Origin of the sequence: Flavobacterium tructae, from assembly GCF_001853485.1 — a bacterium.
Classification (GTDB): domain Bacteria; phylum Bacteroidota; class Bacteroidia; order Flavobacteriales; family Flavobacteriaceae; genus Flavobacterium; species Flavobacterium tructae.
Genome location: NZ_MIKE01000025.1, coordinates 236,748 through 259,760 on the forward strand (window position 1 = coordinate 236,748; position 23,013 = coordinate 259,760).

General features: G+C 35.7%; 18 protein-coding genes and 2 tRNA genes. 9 read left to right on the top strand and 11 right to left on the bottom strand.

From position 1 onward, the window contains the following. Positions 1-137 precede the first annotated feature (137 nt). The 4 genes from BHE19_RS17100 (at position 138) to pheT (ending at position 8,243) form a co-directional block, all read left to right on the top strand. On the top strand, positions 138-3,233 hold the full coding sequence (locus BHE19_RS17100) for an efflux RND transporter permease subunit (protein WP_070908116.1): 3,096 nt from the start codon (positions 138-140) through the stop codon (positions 3,231-3,233). A 77-nt stretch (positions 3,234-3,310) separates the two neighbouring features. Beyond that, positions 3,311-4,621 (top strand): TolC family protein, encoded by a 1,311-nt coding sequence (locus tag BHE19_RS17105; protein ID WP_070908117.1) that lies wholly within the window; start codon positions 3,311-3,313, stop codon positions 4,619-4,621. Between the two features lie 27 nt (positions 4,622-4,648). Continuing rightward, entirely contained in the window at positions 4,649-5,512 is an 864-nt protein-coding gene (locus BHE19_RS17110) for a bestrophin family protein (protein ID WP_017498795.1), read from the top strand. A 310-nt stretch (positions 5,513-5,822) separates the two neighbouring features. Beyond that, positions 5,823-8,243 (top strand): phenylalanine--tRNA ligase subunit beta, encoded by a 2,421-nt coding sequence (gene pheT, locus BHE19_RS17115; protein WP_070908118.1) that lies wholly within the window; start codon positions 5,823-5,825, stop codon positions 8,241-8,243. A gap of 117 nt (positions 8,244-8,360) precedes the next feature. On the opposite strand, the gene BHE19_RS17120 is transcribed toward pheT, so the two are convergent. After that, positions 8,361-8,873 (bottom strand): adenine phosphoribosyltransferase, encoded by a 513-nt coding sequence (locus tag BHE19_RS17120; RefSeq protein ID WP_070908119.1) that lies wholly within the window; start codon positions 8,871-8,873, stop codon positions 8,361-8,363. Positions 8,874-8,989: 116 nt separating this feature from the next. On the opposite strand from BHE19_RS17120, the gene BHE19_RS17125 reads away from it, so the two are divergent. The 4 genes from BHE19_RS17125 to BHE19_RS17140 all read left to right on the top strand — a co-directional run bounded on the left by BHE19_RS17125 (position 8,990) and on the right by BHE19_RS17140 (position 14,954). Then, positions 8,990-9,063: transfer RNA gene (locus BHE19_RS17125), tRNA-Arg, on the top strand. Positions 9,064-9,209: 146 nt separating this feature from the next. Next, positions 9,210-9,283: transfer RNA gene (locus BHE19_RS17130), tRNA-Arg, on the top strand. 305 nt (positions 9,284-9,588) lie between these two features. Next, positions 9,589-13,779, top strand: a complete 4,191-nt coding sequence (locus tag BHE19_RS17135) for a DUF6531 domain-containing protein (protein ID WP_233431388.1) — start codon at positions 9,589-9,591, stop codon at positions 13,777-13,779. Beyond that, positions 13,779-14,954: a leucine-rich repeat domain-containing protein gene (locus BHE19_RS17140; protein WP_070908120.1), complete on the top strand. Its 1,176-nt coding sequence runs from the start codon at positions 13,779-13,781 to the stop codon at positions 14,952-14,954. Before BHE19_RS17135 ends, BHE19_RS17140 begins: the two co-directional genes overlap by 1 nt. 246 nt (positions 14,955-15,200) lie before the next feature. On the opposite strand, the gene BHE19_RS17145 is transcribed toward BHE19_RS17140, so the two are convergent. Next, the gene (locus tag BHE19_RS17145; RefSeq protein WP_070908121.1) at positions 15,201-15,614 is read right to left on the bottom strand and encodes a 3-hydroxyacyl-ACP dehydratase FabZ family protein; all 414 of its coding nucleotides are present in this window, start codon (positions 15,612-15,614) and stop codon (positions 15,201-15,203) included. A 348-nt stretch (positions 15,615-15,962) separates the two neighbouring features. Beyond that, on the bottom strand, positions 15,963-16,508 hold the full coding sequence (locus BHE19_RS17150) for a hypothetical protein (protein ID WP_070908122.1): 546 nt from the start codon (positions 16,506-16,508) through the stop codon (positions 15,963-15,965). Positions 16,509-16,712: 204 nt separating this feature from the next. On the opposite strand from BHE19_RS17150, the gene BHE19_RS17155 reads away from it, so the two are divergent. Continuing rightward, positions 16,713-17,117, top strand: a complete 405-nt coding sequence (locus BHE19_RS17155) for a helix-turn-helix domain-containing protein (RefSeq protein WP_070908123.1) — start codon at positions 16,713-16,715, stop codon at positions 17,115-17,117. Positions 17,118-17,246: 129 nt separating this feature from the next. Here BHE19_RS17155 and BHE19_RS17160 read toward each other — a convergent pair whose 3' ends face one another. The 8 genes from BHE19_RS17160 to BHE19_RS17200 form a co-directional block, all read right to left on the bottom strand. Beyond that, positions 17,247-17,540 (bottom strand): hypothetical protein, encoded by a 294-nt coding sequence (locus BHE19_RS17160; RefSeq protein ID WP_123923437.1) that lies wholly within the window; start codon positions 17,538-17,540, stop codon positions 17,247-17,249. Between the two features lie 17 nt (positions 17,541-17,557). Then, a complete protein-coding gene (locus BHE19_RS17165; protein WP_070908125.1) occupies positions 17,558-17,791 on the bottom strand; it encodes a hypothetical protein in 234 nt (77 codons plus the stop codon). 475 nt (positions 17,792-18,266) lie between these two features. Next, positions 18,267-18,530, bottom strand: a complete 264-nt coding sequence (locus BHE19_RS17170; RefSeq protein WP_070908126.1) for a hypothetical protein — start codon at positions 18,528-18,530, stop codon at positions 18,267-18,269. A 1,350-nt stretch (positions 18,531-19,880) separates the two neighbouring features. Then, a complete protein-coding gene (locus BHE19_RS17180) occupies positions 19,881-20,477 on the bottom strand; it encodes a DUF4377 domain-containing protein (RefSeq protein ID WP_233431389.1) in 597 nt (198 codons plus the stop codon). A 207-nt stretch (positions 20,478-20,684) separates the two neighbouring features. After that, positions 20,685-21,050 (bottom strand): Dabb family protein, encoded by a 366-nt coding sequence (locus tag BHE19_RS17185; RefSeq protein ID WP_070908128.1) that lies wholly within the window; start codon positions 21,048-21,050, stop codon positions 20,685-20,687. Between the two features lie 2 nt (positions 21,051-21,052). Continuing rightward, positions 21,053-21,508 (bottom strand): VOC family protein, encoded by a 456-nt coding sequence (locus BHE19_RS17190; protein WP_070908129.1) that lies wholly within the window; start codon positions 21,506-21,508, stop codon positions 21,053-21,055. Between the two features lie 69 nt (positions 21,509-21,577). Then, complete coding sequence (locus BHE19_RS17195; RefSeq protein ID WP_083342574.1) at positions 21,578-22,186, bottom strand: Crp/Fnr family transcriptional regulator; 609 nt, start codon at positions 22,184-22,186, stop codon at positions 21,578-21,580. A 159-nt stretch (positions 22,187-22,345) separates the two neighbouring features. Next, a complete protein-coding gene (locus BHE19_RS17200) occupies positions 22,346-22,870 on the bottom strand; it encodes a hypothetical protein (protein WP_070908130.1) in 525 nt (174 codons plus the stop codon). Positions 22,871-23,013: the final 143 nt, after the last annotated feature.

A 23,013-nucleotide genomic window follows, 5' to 3' on the forward strand; every position in this document is an offset into this window, starting at 1 on the left:
TTAGTTGTTCGTTGTAAAATGTATGACATCTAACGTGACAATTAATACGCTCCAATCTATTTTCTTTATTCTATACTCTTTTTTCTGCTTATTCAAAAAAAATCTAAAATCTAAACTCTAAAATCATAAATAACATTATGAGTTTATCAACAACCAGTATAAAAAGACCTGTTTTAACCATCGTACTGAATCTTTTAATTATTCTGTTCGGTTTCATTGGTTATACCTTTTTAGGTGTTAGGGAATTTCCTTCGATCGACCCTGCGCAGGTTTCTATCCGAACCAACTATACCGGAGCTAACTCCGACATTATAGAATCTCAGATTACAGAGCCTCTTGAAAAAGCGGTCAACGCAATCGATGGGATTCGAAACATAACTTCTTCCAGTAATCAGGGAAGCAGTAACATCACCATTGAATTTAATCTGGACAAAAATCTGGAAGAAGCAGCAAACGACGTCCGTGATAAAGTTTCTCAGGCCATCAGAAGTTTACCGCAGGATATTGATGCCCCGCCGGTAGTCTCCAAAGCAGATGCCGACAGTGATGCTATTATTTCGATGACGGTACAAAGTGACACCAGAAGTTCTTTGGAATTGAGTGATTATGCCGAAAATGTGATTTCACAACGTTTGGAAACTATTCCCGGAGTCAGTGGTGTTCAAATCTGGGGACAAAAACGTTACGCCATGCGTTTATGGATTGATCCAGTAAAACTTACCGCTTATAAATGTACCGTATCTGATGTTCGTAATGCTTTAAACTCCCAAAATGTTGAATTGCCTTCAGGAAAACTAACGGGAAACAATACCGAGTTAACTGTAAAAACGGTTGGTAACCTTTCAAAACCGGAAGAATTCAACAACATTATCATCCGTACTAATGGAGATAAAATTGTTCGTTTAAGTGATATTGGAGGAGCCGAATTAGGTCCTGAAAACATCGAAACAAAATTGAGTCAGTCCGGTTTACCTATGATTGGTCTTGCTATAGTACCAATGCCGGGAGCCAACTATCTGGACATTTCATCTGAATTTTACAAAAAGTACGAAGCCTTAAAAAAGGATCTTCCAAAAGATATCAAACTGAATATTGCACTGGACAATACGATCTTTGTTAAAAAATCAGTACTTGAAGTTGCCGAAACTTTAGGGATATCAATTATTTTGGTAATCATTATTATCTACTTGTTTTTTAGAGACTGGGCTATTGCGTTCAGACCATTAATTGATATTCCCGTTTCGTTGATTGCGACGTTTTTCATCATGTGGCTTTTCGGGTTTTCGATCAATGTATTGACTCTGCTTGCGATTGTTTTAGCCACCGGTCTGGTGGTCGACGACGGAATTGTAGTGACCGAGAATATCTTCAAGAAAGTAGAAGAAGGCATGTCGCCAATTGAAGCCGCGATTAAAGGATCTAATGAAATATTCTATGCCGTAATCTCAATTTCGGTAACCCTTGCGGCCGTATTTTTGCCGGTAATATTTTTAGAAGGATTTGTCGGCCGACTCTTTAGGGAATTTGGGGTCGTCATTGGAGCTGCCGTTTTAATCTCGGCTTTTGTATCGCTGACTTTAACACCAATGCTTAACGCTTATCTAATGAAAGGCGGAGAACAGAAAAAATCTAAATTCTACGTAAAAACCGAGCCTTTCTTTGAGAAACTTAACAGCGGTTATGCTGACTCTTTGAATCGTTTTATCGCTAAAAAATGGCTTAGTTTCCCTATTCTGATTGCTTGTTTTGGATTGATCTATTTGTTTTTCACCATACTCCCAAAAGAAACGGCGCCTTATGACGATCGTAGTTCTGTGACCATGCGTATGACTACGCCGGAAGGGTCATCTTACGAATACACCGATCGTTTTATGCAGGAAATCTCGAGATTGGTAGACGATTCTATTCCGGAGAAAAAAGTGAGTCTGGTTATCACTGCCCCGGGCTTTGGAGCTTCAGCCACTAACTCTGGTTTTATCCGACTTTCATTGGTTGAACCGGATCAGAGAAAAAGATCTCAGAAAGATATTGCAGATCAATTGACCAAAATGACCAAACGATATCCTGATGCTAAAACTTCTGTAATTCAACAGCCAACCATTGCCGTAAACCGTCGTGGAGGATTACCGATTCAGTACATCATTCAGGCTCCGAATTTTGAGAAACTAAGAGAAAAAATTCCGGTTTTTATGGAAGAAGTCGGCAAAAGTGACGTTTTCTCAGTTACCGATGTGAATTTAAAATTCAACAAACCTGAAATCAACGTAAGTATTGACCGTGAAAAAGCAGAAAGTTTAGGAATTTCGATCCTTGACATTGCACAAACGTTACAACTTTCTTTAAGCGGGCAGCGTTTTGGATATTTCATTAAAAACGGAAAACAATATCAGGTAATTGGTCAGTTTGATCAAAAAGACCGTTCGAAACCGCTGGATCTGACTTCGATGTTTGTGAAAAATAAAAGCGGAGAATTGATTCAGATGGACAACGTGGTTAAAATTGAAGAACAAAGTAATCCGCCTCAATTGTACCACAACAACCGTTATATGTCGGCAACAGTTTCTGCAGGTTTGGCACCGGGAAAAAGTATCAGCGACGGTATTCAGGAAATGGACAGAATCAAAGCAAAAGTACTTAACGATACTTTCACCACTGATTTAAGTGGAGAATCGAGAGACTTTGTTGAAAGTAGTTCAAATACTTCTTTCGCCTTTGGATTAGCCCTATTACTGATCTTTTTAATTCTTGCTGCACAGTTCGAGAGTTTTATCGATCCGCTTATCATCATCTTAACCGTACCAATGGCGGTTGCCGGAGCCTTATTTTCATTATGGCTTTTCAATCAGACCTGGAATATCTTTAGCCAAATTGGGACGGTAATGCTTATTGGATTGGTGACAAAAAACGGTATTTTGATTGTGGAATTTGCCAATCAGCTGCGCGAACAGGGTAAACCAAAACTGGAAGCTATCTTAGAAGCCTCAGAAGCACGTTTGCGTCCAATTTTAATGACAAGTTTGGCGATTGCTTTAGGAGCTTTGCCAATTGCAATGTCACTTGGTGCTGCCTCTACGAGTAGAATTGGTATGGGGGTTGTAATTGTTGGAGGAACCATCTTTTCGTTAGCCTTAACCCTATTTGTGATTCCTGCTATTTATTTAATGTGGTCTAAAGCAAGAAAACATTATCCTGAATTTGATCATATCGATGAATATGAAAGAAACACAAAATAATTGATATAAAATCTGAAATCCTATAGAAGCTGCGAATCTCTTCTGAAAAAGTGGAATCGCAGCTAACCCTTCATCACATGAAAGCTAAAATAATAGTAACAAGTCTCGTTTTATTGTTGTTCTGTACAACAAAAATCAGTGCGCAGGAAGTCTTAACCATTGAAGACGCCATGAAGATTGCCTTAGAGAATAATTTCGAAATTAAGATTGCTAAAAACAGCCTTAAAATAAGCGAAACCAATGTAACAGTTGGAAATGCCGGAATGTTGCCAAGGGCCACAGCTTCGGTAACCGACAATAACAGTGTTACCAACTCGTCACAAACACGTCAGGACGGAACTACAACCTCTTTAAGAAATGCTAAAAATAACAGTTTAGCCTACGGTGTTAGCTTGGGATGGACCGTTTTTGACGGAATGAAAATGTTTGCCAAACTGGATCAGCTTAAAGAATTGCAAAAACTGGGTGATTCTGAAATGAAAAGAGTGATATTGGTCAAAATTGGACAGGTCAACAGCGCTTACTTTGATTTGGTACAGCAACAGCAGCAACTGTCTGCATTAGATACTACAATTGTAATTTCGAAACAAAGATTAACGCTGGCACAAAACCGTTTCAGCATTGGAAAAGCATCAAAACTGGAAGTTTTAAACGCTCAGGTTGATTTAAATTCAGATCAGGTTGCTTTGCTGAGACAAAAAGAATCCTATGCTAATGCTAAAATCTTACTCAACCAATATTTGGCACGTGATCCTAAAATAAACTTCACCGTAACTAATGTAGTAGCTGTAGATAATAAACTCGTTTTAGTCGATTTAATAGAATTGGCTCACAAACAAAATCCGGCTTTAGAATCTCAGATTATCAACAAACGTATTGCCGAACTTCAGCTTAAACAAGTAAAAGCAGACCGTTATCCGGTAGTAAACCTGACTTCGGGGTACAACTTTAACGAAAGCCAGTCCAGTCTTGGATTTACAAGTCAGAACTCTTCTAAAGGTTTTAACTATGGTTTTAATGCCACTTTAAACGTTTTTGACGGGTTCAATCAACATCGAAATGAAAAGGTAGCAAAACTGCAGATCGAAAACTCACAAATTGCGATTGAGCAGCAAAACATGATCCTGGATACTCAGTTAAGCACCGCTTTTCAAACGTATTTAACCAATTTAGAATTGATTGGATTAGAAGAAGACAACGTAACGATTGCCAAACAAAATTTAGATATTACTTTAGATAAATTCAGAATTGGAACTATCACAACGCTGGATTTCAGAACAGCTCAATTAAACTATGTAAATGCTAAAGTACGCTACAGCAACTCACAGTTTCAGGCAAAATTATCTGAGATTGCTTTGAAAGAATTGGCCGGGAATATCAATTTTTAAAGTAAATTTGTTTCAAAACAAGTCCAAATGATCTCATACAACACCAAAGATTGGTTCACTTTTATTTTTCATTTTCACAAATCGGATACGGTTAGAAAACTGCTTCCGATCATGATTGCAATCGGAATTTACTCTTCAATTGTTGGATATTTGGAAGTCTCGTATTTTAAAATTGGTAAAAACGACTATATCCACAACATCCCGATCATGCACGGGATGTTGGGATTTGTAATCTCATTATTACTGGTTTTCAGAACCAATACAGCCTACGATCGTTGGTGGGAAGGCCGAAAACTTTGGGGAGGTCTTGTTAATAACAGTCGGAATCTGGCCATTAAACTTTCGGCTATGCTGAAAGAAGAAAATGATAAAAAATTCTTCAGAAAATTTATTCCTGCCTACGCTTCCGTATTGCACAAACACCTGCACGATTCTGACACCGGTAAACAACTTTTTGAAGATGTAGATTTAGAAATTGATCATCACAAACACAAACCAAATCAGGTTAAAAGGATAATTTTTCAAAAAATAAACGACCTGTACGAGGATAAAAAAATCAGCGGAGAACAGCTTATTATTTTAAACGAAGAGTTACAATCATTTACAGACATCTGTGGTGCCTGCGAGCGAATCAAAAACACCCCTATTCCCTACTCTTACAGTGCTTTTATCAAAAAATTTATCTTTTTTTATACGATGACACTTCCTTTTGGTTATTCAGTAAGCCTTGGGTATTATGTAGCTCCGGTGGTGGTTTTTATCTTTTATGTACTGGCAAGTTTAGAGCTTATTGCCGAAGAAATCGAAGACCCGTTTGGCGATGATGAAAATGATCTGCCAACAAAAAAGATCTCCGAAAACATTAAAAAACACATTGAAGAATTAATTTAAATAAACGATATAAGTATTTGATAATTAAAGCAATGATTTTTTTTAAAGACATTAAAACTTAAAAAAATAGTTTTTATCTACTGAAAGAACATATAAAAGAAATACAATTATCGCCCATATGCTATGCGATTTACTCCAAGGGAAACGCCTTATTTGAAGATGTAAAATTATGTTTCTATGTGTTGAAAAGAGACTTATATATTCTAAAATTTCTCTCTGAAAGAACAGCCCGAAAAAAGCAAATAAATTGTTTCTTACTACAATGTGCAATTCTTATATTTGTAACCTCATACAAGAATAAAAAAGCAAAATGAAAATATCTTACAATTGGTTAAAACAATTTATTAAAACGGACTGGCCGTCTGATCAAACTTCAGAGCTACTAACAGATTTAGGGCTTGAAGTAGAAGTTGTCGAAAAATACCAGTCGATCAAAGGCGGTTTACAAGGTGTTGTTGTGGGACATGTATTGACCTGCGAAAAACATCCTGATGCCGACAGATTAAAAGTTACCACTGTAAATATTGGTTTAGAAGCTCCTATTCAAATTGTTTGCGGAGCTGCTAACGTTGCTGCGGGACAAAAAGTACCTGTTGCTACAATTGGAACGGTTTTATACGATAAAGAAGGTGCTGAATTCACCATTAAAAAAGGAAAGATTCGTGGAATAGAAAGTCACGGAATGATTTGTGCCGAAGATGAATTAGGTCTGGGAACAAGTCATGACGGAATTATGGTTCTGGCCGAAGGATTAGTTCCGGGAACTCCTGCTGCGGAAGTTTTTAAAGTGGTGAATGACGAAGTTTTCGAAATTGGATTGACTCCAAATCGTGCAGATGCTATGAGTCACCTGGGTACTGCCCGTGATTTAAGAGCCGGAATGCTACAGCGTGGTGTAAACATCGAATTAATTACACCATCAGTGAGCAATTTCAGAGTAGACATGCGTACTTTAAAAATTGACGTTACGGTTGAAGAGCCTCTTTTGGCACCAAGATACTGCGGAGTAACTATTTCCGGAATTACAGTTAAAGAATCTCCAGCCTGGTTGCAAGATCGTCTTAAAGCAATCGGACTGACTCCTAAAAATAATATTGTCGATGTTACTAATTATGTTTTACACGAATTAGGACAGCCATTACACGCTTTTGACGCAGCGAAAATCAATGGAAAGGTAATTGTAAAAACACTTCCTGAGGGTACTAAATTTGTGACTTTAGATGATGTAGAAAGAACCTTACACAAAGAAGATTTGATGATTTGTGATGAAAAAGGACCACTTTGTATTGCTGGTGTTTTTGGAGGTAAAAAATCCGGAGTTTCAGAAGGAACTACGACTATATTCTTAGAAAGTGCTTATTTCGATGCTGTAAGCGTGCGTAAAACCGCTAAAAGACACGGATTGAATACGGATGCTTCTTTTAGATTTGAAAGAGGAATTGATCCAACCATTACAGAATATGCTTTAAAACGCGCGGCACTTTTAATTCAGGAAGTAGCCGGAGGTAAAATCACTTCTGATGTTATAGAGGTTTATCCTAAGAAAGTAGAAGATTTTTCTGTTTTGTTGAATTTCAGCCACGTTTCAAAAATTATCGGACAAGAGATTCCAAAAGATACCATCAAAAAAATTCTTGTTTCTTTAGATATAAAAGTAAACAGCGTTTCAGATTCAGGTTTAGGTTTAACAATCCCTGCTTACCGTGTAGACGTACAGCGTGAAATTGATGTGATCGAAGAAATTCTGAGAGTTTACGGATACAACAACATTAATTTTTCTAAAAAATTCAATGCAACCGTTGCTAATTCTCCAAGAACAGAAGACTATAAAGTTCAAAATGTAATTGCCTCTCAACTGAACTCGCAAGGGTTTCACGAAATGATGGCCAATTCATTAACCACTGCTGCATATGCAAAATTATCTACTGCTTTAAAAGAGGAGCACAATGTTACGATGCTGAATCCTTTAAGCAGTGATTTATCAACAATGCGTCAGTCTTTACTGTTTTCAGGTTTAGAAGCTATTTCGTATAATATCAACAGAAAGAATTCAGATTTAAAATTATTTGAATTTGGTAAAACGTATCATAAATATCTTAACGGATATGAGGAGCACAAACACCTTACGTTGTTAATTTCAGGAAACAGAAACAAAGAAAGCTGGACCAATCCTCAAAAAGCAACTGATTTCTTCTTATTAAAAGGATATGTAAGAGGCGTATTATCACGTTTAGGAATTGATAAAATTACCAATGCTCCGGTACAATCGGATGTTTTCGCAGAAGGAACGGCAATTTGCTACAATAGCGAGACTTTAGTAGAAATAGGAGTTGTTAAAAAATCAATATTGAAACATTTCGGAATCAAACAAGATGTTTACTTTGCTGATTTCAACTGGGATTTGATTCTAAAAATCATTACCGGAAAAATTAAATATACCGAAATTCCAAAATATCCTGAAGTTCGAAGAGATTTGGCTTTACTGATTGATAAAAGTACCACTTACGAAAGTATTTTTAACCTTGCGAGACAAACAGAGAAGTCACTTTTAAAAGACATTAACCTGTTTGATGTTTATGAAGGAAACAAACTTCCGGAAGGCAAAAAATCGTATGCTTTGAGTTTTACCATTCAGGACAATACTAAAACGCTTACAGATGCTCAAATTGACAAAATCATGTCGAAACTACAGCAGACTTTCGAAACTGAACTTGGAGCAACCTTGAGATAGTTTTAAAAAGAAATAAATTTCAAATGTTTAAATTCCAAATTCCAATTATTATGTTGGAATTTGGAATTTTATTTTTTGTTACATCTTAGTGAATCAATTGGCGAACGTACCTTATTACTAATACGTCAAAGCAGAGAAAATAGGATAGCGGCTAATTTTCTCTCTTCCGTTCAAAAAACTAAGCTCCATTAGAAAATTGCATTGTACGATCTCCCCTCCTAGTCGTTCTACCAATTCACAAACGGCTTTTGCGGTTCCTCCCGTCGCCAAAACATCATCGTGAATCAAAACCCTGTCTCCTTTCTTTATGGCGTCTGTGTGCATCTCTAAACTGTCTGTGCCATATTCGAGTTCGTACGAAGCCGAAATCGTGTCGTATGGCAGCTTATTTGGCTTTCTTACCGGAACAAAGCCTGCGTTTAATTCCTGAGCCAGTAATATCCCAAAGAAAAAGCCCCGACTTTCAGCTCCTACCACTTTATCGATTTTTTGCCCTTTTAGAGATTCCGCCAGAATAAAAACAGTTTCTTTTCTCGCAATTGGGTCATTTAGCAACGGAGTGATGTCTTTAAACAAAATTTCTTTTTTCGGAAATCCTTGAATATCACGTATATATTTTTTAATCTGCATTTTTTTTTATTTTTATATTATTTCATGCTTGCATATCTCACATTTATGCCTATCTTTGCACCCGCAATAAGCAATCAACAAAGCTACTGAAAAATAGCCAGATTGAAAAGCAAAATGGCCTCGTGGCGCAACTGAATAGCGCATCTGATTACGGCTCAGAAGGTTACTGGTTTGAATCCAGTCGAGGTCACTAATAAAGGCAAAGGATAAAAAAATCTTTTGTCTTTTTTTTTCTCTTTAATTCCTTATTGAAGAAATAGACATATGCTTATCTTTGCACCCGCAATAAGCAATCAACAAAGCTACTGAAAAATAGCCCAATTGAAAGAACAAAAAGGCCTCGTGGCGCAACTGAATAGCGCATCTGATTACGGCTCAGAAGGTTACTGGTTTGAATCCAGTCGAGGTCACAAAAATCCCATTTCTTACGAAATGGGATTTTTTTATGCTTTTTTTCTAATTCCTTAAACTAACAAATTAGAGCCTTTTCTTTATAATAAATCTTACAAATTAGTTTGTGTATCCAAAATACTGTTGTATTTTCGTTCATAACTGTATTTCGATATTCTTCTTCTTCCTACAAGAAATAAAGTGAACATAATGTATTTACAAAATGCTATAGCTATATCATTCTTTTAGTAATGACATTGGATAGCAAATAAATAAGCCCCCAATATAATAGAAGCACCCAATAATTAAGCGACACCTACTAAACATGCTATTAACCGATAACCATTTAACCATTGTAGTGGGGATAGACATCCATTTTACTACACTACCCCCTTTTAACCCTTTTCATCCTTATATAGGCATTGTCATCGATCCATTTGATTATATTCCGTTTTTAGGTGCCACGGTGCATGTAAATGGATTTAAACGTGGAAACTCAGACACCAGTGGTATCATAATACCTCTGATGCACATTCCTCTTTTTACACCGCCCTGGCTTATGACACCAATCATAGGCCATGAAAGCATGAACTTTTTTGCTTCTAAAACTGTATTCTCAGACGGTACCCGAATGAGCCCCAAAGGACATATGCTAATGACCTGTAATGATATTGGGATTCCGCTCTCGATGTCTTTAGGGAAAACCAAAATAGGCAAGAAAATGCTGCCGTTTGCCCCAACTCTTTTTGCCCCGACCTCCTTTTCATTGCCTATTCCTACCGGAAAACCCGTAATGGTTGGCGGCCCCTATCCTCCCGATTGGGGTGGGGTTCTTACAGGATTATTAGCTAGTATTGGCTTTAGTACTCTGATGAAAAAAGTTAGAGGTCTTGTCAAAAAGATTAACCTTAAGGGATCAAAAGGTCCTAATGGGCTTAAAGATGGACTCCGAAAATGTGTTAATGACCCCGTAAATGTGATCAATGGCGTGGTGATTTATGAAGGCAGTGATTTTGATTTGACCAGTCCGATTCCTCTAAATTGGAAACGCAGCTGGTATTCAGATTCCCAATATGTAGGATGGCTGGGTCATGGTGTACATTGCGTATATGACAGAGCCGTAGAATTATACCCCGAGGACGATGCCTTAGGACTTCGTATGGACGACGGAAGGCTTGTTGCTTTTCCTATCCTACTGCCTGAAGAAGGGTTTTACTTACGTGAAGAAAAAACTACCCTCAAAAGAACTCAGGATGGTTATCAGGCTTACGATCATCAAAGTAAGCTCTTTTATGAGTTTACTCTGTTTGATGGTAAAAAATACCAACTTACCAAAATTAGTAATGCTAACGAACTTAGTATTGTTTTCGAATTTACAGCAAACCGTCTGAAAAAAATCATCGATGCTGCAGGCAGAGAAATCAAAGTAAGCACTAAGGATGGATTTATTCAAAAGCTGGAGCTTGCCGGACCGGAAGAGGACGAACTTTTGGTAGCCTACGAGTACGATAAACAAGGTAACATAAGTGCTATTATTGATGCACTGCAAAAACCGACAGCCATTGAATATGAAAATCATTTAATGGTTAAAAAAACCGACCGTAACGGACAAGCTTTTTATTGGGAATATGACACCCAAAACCGCTGTATACATACCTGGGGTGATGGCGGCTGGCAGGAAGGCTGGATGGAATACCACCCCGAGGAAGGTTATAATCTGATAACAGACTCCAACCAGGCTGTAACCACCTATTATTACGAGTCAAGCCAGCTCATCACACAAGTAAAAGACCCAATGGGTAACAGTACCTTTTACGATTATACCGAATTTATGGAACTCTATCGCGAGATTGATCCGGAAGGACGCATTCTTGGCTTTAATTACAATGACAGAGGAAACAAAATCAGCACGGTTTACCCGGATGGGACAGAAGAAATCATGATTTACGATGAGGAGAATCGTCCATCAATTGCCATAGATCCTGAAGGGAATAAAACGGTCTATCTGTATAAAGAAGATAGAGAAGATCAGCTCAAAACGATTATTGCTCCCGATAAAACCACTACTCACTTTAGTTATCACGATAATGGACTATTGGCGACAGTGGCCAAAAACAACAACAAACTCGAACTGATTTATGACGATCAATACAATTTGATAGAATGGCGTGAGAACAACCAAAAACTAAAATCATGGGAGTATGACCATCGCGGACGCGTACAGGCGATCTACACCCCAATGCAAATGGCCGATTATTTTAGCTACGATGCATTGGACCGCGTAAGACAAATTGTAGAGAAAGACAGCAATGTCATACAGTTTACCTACAACAATTACGATGAAGTCATAGCGCTAAAAGACAATAAAAACAAGATTAAGTTTAGTTATACTCCACTGGGAAGCCTTGCTACACGCGAGCAAAATGGCGTGAAAGTTCGTTTTGATTACGACAAGATGGAACAGTTGCAAGCCATCAAAAACGAAGACAACGAAGTCTACTATTTTAGCCGCAACAAAGCCGGACAAATAATCAAAGAAACTGCTTTTGACGGTATGGTCAAAAAATACCAGCGTAATCTTGCAGGTGAAGTCACCAGAATAGACCATGGCAACGGCAGATTTACCGAATACGAACAAGATGCACTGGGACGCATCACCAGAGCCGACTATCACGACGGTACCTGGGAAACCTACAGCTACAACAAAAACGGACTTTTAACAGAGGCTGTAAATCAAAATGTAAGTGTCCTTCTGGAACGTGATGAAATGGGGCGTATCGTAAAAGAAACCCAGAAACAACAGCTCGATAACACCAAAAATGCCATTACCCTTACCTCTACTTACAATAAACTGGGACAGCGTATTGCTATAAATAGTTCATTGGGAGCAGAGATCAGTACGTATTACGACTCAAAAGGACAATTGGAACGCATCGAGGCTCAAAGCAACGAACTCAAAGAACAGCACCAGAAGTGGCAAACCACCCTGAAACGCGACGAACTGGGAAGAGAAATAGAACGCTTTACCACAGGTGGACTCCACATTAAAACCAGTTACAACAACAGCGGAAAACAAAAAGAACAGGAAGTATTTGCCAATGGCAAACGCAGCGGATCACGCTTTTACAACTGGGATACCAACCAGCAATTGCGCAGTGCTGTAAATCAAATGACTTCCAATATCGCCTACTTTGATTATGATGACTTTGGTAATTTGGCCAAAGCCGATTATAATGGTAAAGAACAGCTGTACAAAACCCCGGATGCAGTAGGAAATCTTTACAAAACTCCGGATCGCAGCGATCGTAAGTATGGTAAAGGTGGAAAATTATTGAAAGACGAAAAGTATCATTATAAATACGACGAACTGGGTAATCTGATACACAAAAGTACCAGAAACATCAACGAAGAACTAAAATTCGAAGAACCAACCAACTGGATCGATAAACTGGCAGGCAACAAAACCGAAGAAATCAGATTACAGCAAGAACATGAGCAATGGCAGGACGGAGATACCACCTATAACTGGCTGGCGAATGGTATGCTCGAGAGCATTACCAACCCTGATGGGAAGAAAGTACATTTTGAGTACGATGCCCTGGGTCGACGCACCGCAAAAATTGCAAACCAAATAATAAATCGCTATGTTTGGGATGGAAACGTTCTTATTCACGAATGGAAATACGATTTAAAAGATCGTCCTAAATTAGTTGCTACCGAGGATGACTTGGTTTACGACAAGCCAGAACCAATTAACAATTTAGTTACTTGGGTGTATGAAGGAGGTTCTTTTGTACCTAGTGCTAAGATTGTTGGAGAAGAAAAATTCTCCATTATCAATGACTATATTGGCAGGCCCGTACAAGCTTATACTAAAAAAGGTAAGTTAGTCTGGGAAACGGATTATGACATTTACGGAGATCTCCGTAATCTAAAAGGCGATCGAGATTTTGTCCCTTTTAGGCAGTTGGGGCAATACGAAGATGTAGAGACAGGACTTTATTATAATAGGTTTAGGTATTATAATCCTGAAACTGGAGGATATATTAGCCAAGATCCGATTGGATTACATGGAAACAACCCAAACTTTTATGCTTATGTAGAAGATAGTAATGCAACATTTGATTTTTTTGGGCTTGACGTAATTACAATTATAAGGCAGGATGTAAATATTGGCAGCGGAAATCATTATAGATTGATATATACTGATTCAAAAGGAGTGCAGCAAATGACACATTTGACTATGGGTCGAAATGATATCATCGAAATCAAAACTGGGGTGAGTAAAATATCTCTTGATGATATCGATGCAGCCGACAAAAAAACAATAGAAGTAACTCGTAATTTAAATGATGCAATATCGAAATCAGCACAAAAATTTAATGGTAAAAAATATAAACTCAATCAATTTGATTGTTTTAGATATATTGAATCAATCATAGGGAAAGCAAACCCTGACATTTCAATAAAAGGAAGTACTAATTTGGATAGATTTAAGAGTCTAGGATGTAAATAATGAAAGCATTTATAAAAAAAATAGAGAATGAATTTGATATTAAAATGATCAAATCTGATGAAGCAATTGATTTCGAAAATACTTATACAATTGACAAAGATGGTAACATAACAACTTTACGTTTACAAGAAATCCCAATTAATAGTCTCGATTTTTTATTACCAATATCTGATAATTTAGAAGACTTATTTTTACAAGATTGTGAAATCAATAATATTAAAAGTATAAGTGTTTTTAAACAGCTTAAAAAATTAGATTTAAGCATTAATCCCTTGTCAAATTTTGAAGGTATTGAAAATTTAATAAACCTACAGGAACTGAACTTATCAGCTACTGATGTGAATTCTGATTCAAAATTTGAAAACATCCAAGATCTTCAAAACTTATGCTCTTTAAGTTTAGATTATACTAAAGTAAAATCTATTCGGGGATTAGAGCACGCAGAAAATCTGAGGAAGTTAAATCTGAGAAACACAAAAATCAAAGGTTTTGAAGATATTGAAGAACTAGAAAATATTAACCACATAGATCTTTCTTCTTGTTTTGATTTAGATTTCAATAGATTAGCATTAGACAGAATGAAAAATTTAGAAAAATTAAATTTGAGTTCTTGTATTGTAAAGTCATTTGAGGGGTTAAAAAAAATGACTAATTTAAAACAGCTTTTGTTACATAATGCAAGCGAAATAGAAAAAATAAAGCATTTAGATTATTTGGAAAATTTAAGAGTCTTGGATTTAAGCGAAACTGAGATCTCAAAAATAGAAGGATTAGAAGGATTGATTAGCCTCACAATGTTGAATCTTGCTTCTAATAAAATATCAGAGATAGAGGGAATTAAAAATCTGAAAAATCTAGAATATATTGATTTACGCAATAATAAGTTTTCTGCTATCAAGGAAGATAATTTTATTGGAATTGAAAAAGAATGTGTTGTAGATATTGGTTTTAATGATGTTACAGACTACAATATAATAACAAGAAAAAATATAAAAATTGTTTATAATCATGAAGGTGCCGGGCTAGATTTAGAACCTCTGTCTTTTGCTTTTGGTGACATAGAAAATATTGAAAAATATTGCAGAGAACTCAAAAAAGAGTATTTAAATCGTATTAAAGAATTTGGTCTTTGCAGTTCTCTTAGCATAAGCGATTTCAACAAAAGAATGATCTAGTTCCCCGCTCTGCGAAGTCTACCACACAAGCGCTGCGCAAACGTCTCTGACTTTGCGCCAACTTGCAAACGTCTAATTTCTAGACAAAAAAGAATCAAAATAATGTTAAGAAATAAATATAAAAAGTCGGGAGACTTTTATGAACTTTAATAATTCAATAAGCATAAAAAAAGCGCAAAGTCAGAGACGTTTGCGCACCTTTTCAGTTGAGCACTTCGGAAAGCTGGGGTGCTTTGATGAATTGCATTATTGCAATTTTACACACATCCAGGTTGCTTTAATGATCTCTTTATCTCCTACATAAGCAATTCCGGACTGCTTAATTATCTTTTCACTTAAACGAATATTTTGTATTACAAATTTAATATCATCTGTAAACTTTGCAGTTGCAAAAAATTCAGCATCTTCAATACTGACAAGTCCAAAAATTCCATTTGTAATTCCTAAAAGTTTAACTCCTGCACCGCCACATTGCGCCATTGATTCTATCAATATTGTTCCAGGTATATACTCAGACATAGGAACACTTCCTTTTAACCAAAGATCTCTTTCGTCAAATGTCTTAATACCAACAATGGTTTCATTTGAAAATGACACTATTTTATCTACAAATAAAAAAGGATTCCTATGCGGAATTAAACTTTCAATTTCTTTTAACATGTTGCTTTTTTTTTAACGGTTTAATACTTTATTTTGTTTTTTCTTCACTAAGATATCGTAAAACATTTCATTAGCTCTACCACAAATTATGACACAATTTAGAACGTTTTTGATAAAGTAAAAGTATAGATTAACAAATTATTATGTAAAAAGCCCGACTATTGTAAACGGATAGCAGTAATAAAATAGGAATGCAAATCTATTTTAGGATTTAAGTGTAGGTAGGTAACCTTTTTTCAGTACGAGACAACATTGATCGCACAAGCGAGACGCTCACGCCAGCGAAGGGATTTTTCTACGCCCTATTCTTATTTTTAAAATTTGAATAAGGACTATTCCGCTACAGCATCAGGCTGATTCACATTCCTTGATTTTCTCAATGCCTCTTTCTTTCATTAGCGCTACGGCATCGAGCATTTTGATTAAATAAATATAGGGTATTGTGAGATCAGAGTACGGATCTTGCGCATTGGGAGACGTTGAAAGCTCCAGAATCAAACACAGAAACGATTCAAATTCTTCAGGTGTTTTTTCATCAAATGCTTTTTGAAATACGATAAAAGGATCCTCGTATTCTTCCTTTGTCAGCGAAGAAAGATGAAATACCGTTTCATTGTGCAAAGACGCCATAACTTGCCATTTTTTGCTTTTCTCCTGCAGGCAGTAACACAATTTGAGAAAATTGTTCATAGCCGTATAAAAAACAAAAGCATTCGAGGGATTGTTCGCTTCATAAACCTCACTCTTATAACTGTAAACTACCGCTTTGGTTAAATTTTGTTTGTAATAATCCAGATCTGCATAGGCAAAAAAAGCACCAATGGCTTTAATTGGATTTCCCGACACCTCCCCTGTCCAAGAGCTGGTTTCGAAAGATATTGTATTCTTGTTCATGCTAAAGTGATTTAAAATTCACCAACGAATTTCTGCTCTTTAAAAAGGATAATCTATTCGAATAGCGGATATTATACCTGAATAAAAATTGGTATAATATCTGACAAAACAGCTGTTTTATGCGATATTTTTTTATCTTTGAAATTCAAGGATTTTTAACCCAAATGGGATTATCTTTGAACTTTTAGAAAATTGATATTCGCTATGGAACAGAAAATACATCAGGGAAGAAACGTAAAACGTTTTAGAGAAATGCTTAACATCAAACAGGAAGCATTGGCTTATGATCTGGGTGAAGACTGGAACCAAAAGAAAATTTCGATGCTCGAGCAAAAAGATGTCATTGAAGACAAACTGCTGAAACAAATCTCAGCCGTATTAAAAATTCCGGTGGAAGCGTTTCAGAATTTTGATGAAGAGCAGGCGATAAATATTATTTCGAATACTTTTCATGATACACAAGGTTTGATAAACTACAGCCCAACTTTCAATAATGATCCAATTGACAAGATAATTCGACTTCATGAAGAAAAAATTGCGTTGTACGAGCGTATGTTGAAAGAGAAAGATCAGATGATGGCGAGGCTTGAGAAATTAAATAATAAATGATTATTTATAACGATATACTTCAAAAAAAGAGACTTTCGAGTCTCTTTTTTTGTTTTGAAAGTAATGCGGGTTAATTTATTCCTTTTCATCTTTAGTTATAATTGTATTGGAATAAAATTCTTTTTACTATTAGTATTTTTCAATTAACCAAATAGCTATACTTGCTCTACAATCGTTAAAATTTTGTTGTTTATAAAAATTATTAAACCAATTTCTGTCTATTTTCTCACCTCTATTTTTGGCATTTTTAGAATCAATTAACCAGTACTTCGGTATTGATTTAACCGCTTTATTTCCATTGAACTGGAATGATTGTGAATCTTTTTTATGAAGCCATTTTTTAAATGAATAGTTTTTATATAAAGGTTGACCATCTTGTGTATAAATACTTTGCAAAAAAGTATAAAATTCTATTCCTGTCATTTTATTATTTTTTTTAATTACCAATTTCCAAATTCTACTTGATTTTCATATACATCTAAAGTGCCTGAATATACTTCATTGCCATCTTCATATTTATCAAAAATATATAACAAATAATCCTTCTGGGGTCTTATTTCTTCTCTAAAATATGGATTATTAGTAAATTTTTGTGGTAGTTTTTTAGTTGCCCTAACAATACATCTTTTACCTAAGCAAACAACTTTTTGATTGATTTCGTATTTGTATTCCATAATTACCAGTTTTTAAATTCTATGTTTCTTGCTTAATTATTTTTTGATTTATCAATGCTAACGACCGTAAATAAAATAGTTTTTGGGTTAAATTAAGTACATTTTTCGGATTTGACAACCTCACTAATGTGAAAACGGCTTTTACCAAAATTCATTACAATAGCTTTTATAATCAATTATCTTTTAATCTCAAAACTTGGAAATTCAAAAAAAACATTTCCCAGCTTCGCAAAGGATACCACCTGCTCTGCAAAGTGTGCCTCACAAACCCTACCCCCGCTCTGCAAAGTATATCTCATAAGCGCTGCGCAAATGTCTCTGACTTTGCGCCAACTTGCAAACGTCTAGTTTAAAACACATAAACCGTAAAGTCTCAGACTTTAAAACTAAATTTATTAGATACAATTTCTAGAGAAGAAAAAATCAAAGCAATATTAAAAAATAACGGTAAAAAGTCGGGAAATATTTTTACCCTTTATATACAATCTTTTAAGCATGAAGAGATTACTAAGTCAACTTTTGATTTTACTTCATTCGGCAATTTATCAACTGGATTGTTAGGATCATTATAAAACCACACTGCACTATCATTCCAAGCTAACCCTGTAGTCTTCTTAAAATCAATCCCTAAATTTTCAAGAAGCGATAAATTTTCATCTTCGATTGTTTGGAGTTTTGCTCTTATACATTCAATCACCTTTGCTCTACGTTCTCCATAAATTAATCTGTTCATTTCCATCTCATTTATTTTAAGTTTTACATTTAGGACTAACTATCTCACTATAGAGACATCGTTTTTATAAAGATAATAATTCTGGTCAATTTATTAATCGTAATAAAAAAGTGTTCATAATGTTTTTTTTCGCTCCGCAAAGTATACCCACGCTCTGCAAAGTATACCTCACAGGCGCTGCGCAAATGTCTCTGACTTTGCTCCAACTTACAAATGTCTAGTTTAAAACACATGAACCGTAAAGTCTCAGGCTTTAAAACCAATTACCCCCCTGCTCTGCAAAGTGTGCCTCGCAAGCGCTGCGCAAATGTCTCTGACTTTGCGCCAACTTGTAAACGTCTAATTAAAAATGCATAAACCGTAAAGTCTCAGACTTTAAAACTAAATTTCTTAGATGTAATTTCTGAAAAAGAAAGAATCAAAAAAATATTAAGAAATAAACATAAAAAGTCGGGAGACTTTTACGAACTTTAATAATTCAATAAGCGTAAAAAAAAAAGCGCAAAGTCAGAGACATTTGCGCAGCTTTTCAGTTGAACACTTCGGAAAGCTGGGCCTTTTTTATATAAAAAATCAGTGAACTTTTGATAGAATTTTTTCCAATAACTTTTCTCAAAGGTCAATTCCCGTTTATCCAGTTTTGACGCGTCGCAGATACGGAGTTCAAATTTAGTTTCATTTGAAAACTGAATTAAATTCTGCAAAACATATTTGTAATTGTCTATAGAATCCGATTTTATTCTTTCACCATTCTTCTTGAGTCGCTTCCCGGTTTCCGTTTCTTTTATGAACTGCTTGAATAAGGGAATAATGGGGTTTGTTTTCTTCATCTTTTGTTTTTTACTGGAAATATAATTTTGGGCGAAAGTAGGGTAGAAAGAAGTATAAATGAAAAAACTACAACTTTTTTAGGGTTGTAGTTTTTCTTATTCGCTTTTGATAAAAAAAGAATAGTAAGAACTTAATTTTCGGATAATTTCCTTTTTTCCTCAACGCTCTTTATAACTCATCGTTGCGGGTGCGAAGTCAGAGACGTTCGCACAGCATACACGACAAATTTGCTCTTTAATTAACAACTCTTCGTAGAGCGGGTACTAACTGTCCGAAGGGTTCATATTTATTAGATCTTCCCTCCAAGACTCATCTCCCCTCTCTAACTTTCTATAAATTTCTGTATCAAAAATCATACTTGTTCCTAAAGTTTTAACGATTAAATTAAAATCATTATTGAACTTGTTAATTATTTCGAAATTCTCATAATTACCATTTATGATATGTAACAATTTTTGAAATATTATTTGTACGTACTGCTTTATATAGCTTTCTTCTTCTACAGAACTATATTCATAGTATAAATTAGAAGTATCTTTTCTTTGTGATCGCAGCGCTAAAATCTTGCTCCAATTTCATGCCTTCGCCTTCACAAGCCATTAAAGTTCCAAAAGGAGAATCGGTCTTAATTTGATTTTTTGCAGAAAGCTTTGTATACTTTACATTGAAGATATTACATCCGTTGTTACCGTTTATTGTTCCGGTTTCATCATTAATGGTAATAAATGCTTTCCCGTTAGTCATCTTTTTTCCGTTTAACTGGGTCAAGATCATTTTGGTATTATAAATTCCTTTTTCGGCATTTACAGGAGTTTTCGAAACAATGCTTTTCAGTTTGTACTGGTATGCAGAAGCATCGGCAGGAATAGGCTCTTGTCTTTTTGTTCTCGTTACCAAGATCTCATATCGATTTCCTTTTTCAAAATTAAAACCTTCAATATGATCGTAAAATAGCTGCCATTCTTTGTCTTTGTCATACTTTACCTGCAGACATTCCATAGGGCCAACACCCATACAGGACACTTTACTTTCTTTTACAAACATTTTTAAACTTTCCTGACCATATGTAATTGTTGATAATAATACCGCTACAAAAACATAAATACATTTAAATCTTTTCATTATTTTAATTTTTTAGAATACCGATTAAGCATTCAGATTATTCAATGATTTCCTTTCAAGCACGAACTGTGCCACTTTAAAATATAGAATGTTTTTAACATTTTTTTATCATCCCTCCTGCTCTGTGAAGTACCCAGCAAGCCATTGGATCATATTTTCGACTTTGCGTTCTCCATTCAATTTTGCGTCAGTATTGCTTTTACTAAGTTAAGAAAAAGAATTGAATACCAGAATCTCTTGCAAAACCGGTTTGATATAACTGGTATTTAGCTCTTCAACAGGATCTGATTTACTGAATACTTTTAACGATTTCTGGTCCTTAAACCGGGCTGCTTCTGCACGGGTAAATCCTTTTGCTATATCTGTCACGTTTTCTCCAAAAGAAATATCTATAAGTCCTGAAACCGCACTGTGCTTTTTCAGCATTTCACTTTTAAAGTTTTGTTCCTGCTCCAATGATGCCTCCGATTTGAATTTGAATAACACCACATTTACCGCTTTTGGATTGTTCGATTTACACTGGTTTTGCCCTGGCTCTGCGCAAATGGCCAGACCTAAAAATAAATACTTCATCTTTAATTCGCTTTTTCTGCCAAATCCCAGATGTAACCAAACGGGTCCTGAATTCTTGCTTTTAAATCTCCCCAAAACTGCATTTCCGGCTCAGCAATAATTTTAGCCTCTTTATCTTTTCTAATTTCGGCAACCAATGTTTTTACATCGTCTACATACAAGTAAAAAATAAAAGGAGGTACTTGTCCTGAAGTAATTGGAGCTACTGCCTGAAAATCCCAATGTTCTTTATTGAGTACAAAATTGTTTCCGCGATAGCGAATTCTTGCAAACAATAGTTCTCCATTGTTTTGATCTTCCAACTCAGAAATGGAAACCATTTCCATTACTCCGGTATAAAAATCTATTGCTCTGGCTACGTCCGGTACGCTTAGAGTGGCGGTTAACCAGTTTAATCCGGGATGTGGATGAGTACGATGTTCTACATTCTTAAACCAATTTAATTTATCTTTTTGCATGTCTTAATTATTTAGTACTGCAAAGATCGCAAGCAAAAAGATTGTATTTTTTGATGTAGGTCAAAATCGTCAGCGTTTGCGTATTCTACTTAAGGTTTCCTGTGTTACACGCAAAAAAGAAGCAATATGCCCCAGATTAATACGCTCTACTAAACTAGGCTGTTGTTCCATAAGTGATTGATAACGCTCTGTAGCGCTTTCGGTATGCAACGAAGTAATTCTATCCTCTAGAATAACACACAGTTCTTCGGCTATTTTTCTGCCGATACGATTTAACTCCGGGTACTGTTCGTATAAAATCTCTAAATCATCTACTGCAATGGCATATACTTCTGAATCTTCTAAAAATTGTATGTACTCTGGTGAAGGTTTATTGGCATACATAGGCATTATGGCCCCAAAAATTTGGTTTTCTTCTCCAAACCATACGTTTATTTCTTTTTCATTCCGATTAATATAAGCTCTGAAAACACCTTTCTTTACCACAAAATAACTTGTTAGTAGCTGTCCCTGCTTCAAAAAATGCTCGTTTTTTTTCTTTATAAATATTTTGGTTTTTTGCTCAATAGCCGTTTCGGCGATTGAACTCAGCGTTCCATATTTCTTAAATTGTTGAATTAATGGATTTATACTGTTCATAGCTGTTGGAAAATGCATGCATATAATTCTGAAATACATGCAACGCTTAATTTTAAGGTTTTATAAACTCAAATTTATCAAATTAAAATTTGCTATTGCTTGATCGTATGAAAAACATCCCGCTTTACAGACTGTTCCTCAAATGTCTCCTACTTTGTACCGCTCCAAAGTCAACTCATAACTTTAAATCGTAAGCGGCTACTTACTCCATAATCGTTCTCTCAAGACTACTTCTTCCTGCTGTAGTACCAGTAGTTTTATGGTATATTGCTCTTGTATCAGTACACTGTTTTTCTTCAGGATATCTTGGGCGGTTCTTTTAATAATAGGTAAAAGTTCTTTCTGCCAGGTATAGGTTTGTTGTTCTCTGGCGATTAAGGTGTCAGCAATTTTCATCGCATTTTCCGCCGATTGGTACTTTTTCCTGCATCTCTCGAGTTGGTTCAGGGCAAGCTGCTGTTTGTTTAGGTTGATGATGATCTCCTTTTCTAAATATTTAGTTATTTGTGCCTGCTCCTCCTTTATCGCTTCATCATCCGGGGCTTCATTATCCGGTTCCTTTAAAATAGTAAGCATCTCGCTCAATTTAAGCAGTGCGGTTGGTGGCAGACCTCGTCTTCCTGTCAGGAACAACGCCCATTGAACGCGCTTTACCTCCAGCAACATTGCCATTTCTTCCTGTGGTATTCCTAATAACGCTCCAATATTTTCCTCTTTTTCCATCACTCCTGCTTTTGGTTGTTCGATAATTTATTTGATGAACAAATTTAATTTATTTTTTAATTTGTTTCAAAAGCTGTAACAAATTTTTATTTTTTACTTTTTTGTTACAACTTTTGAAACAAAATATTTTTTTTATTCATTTT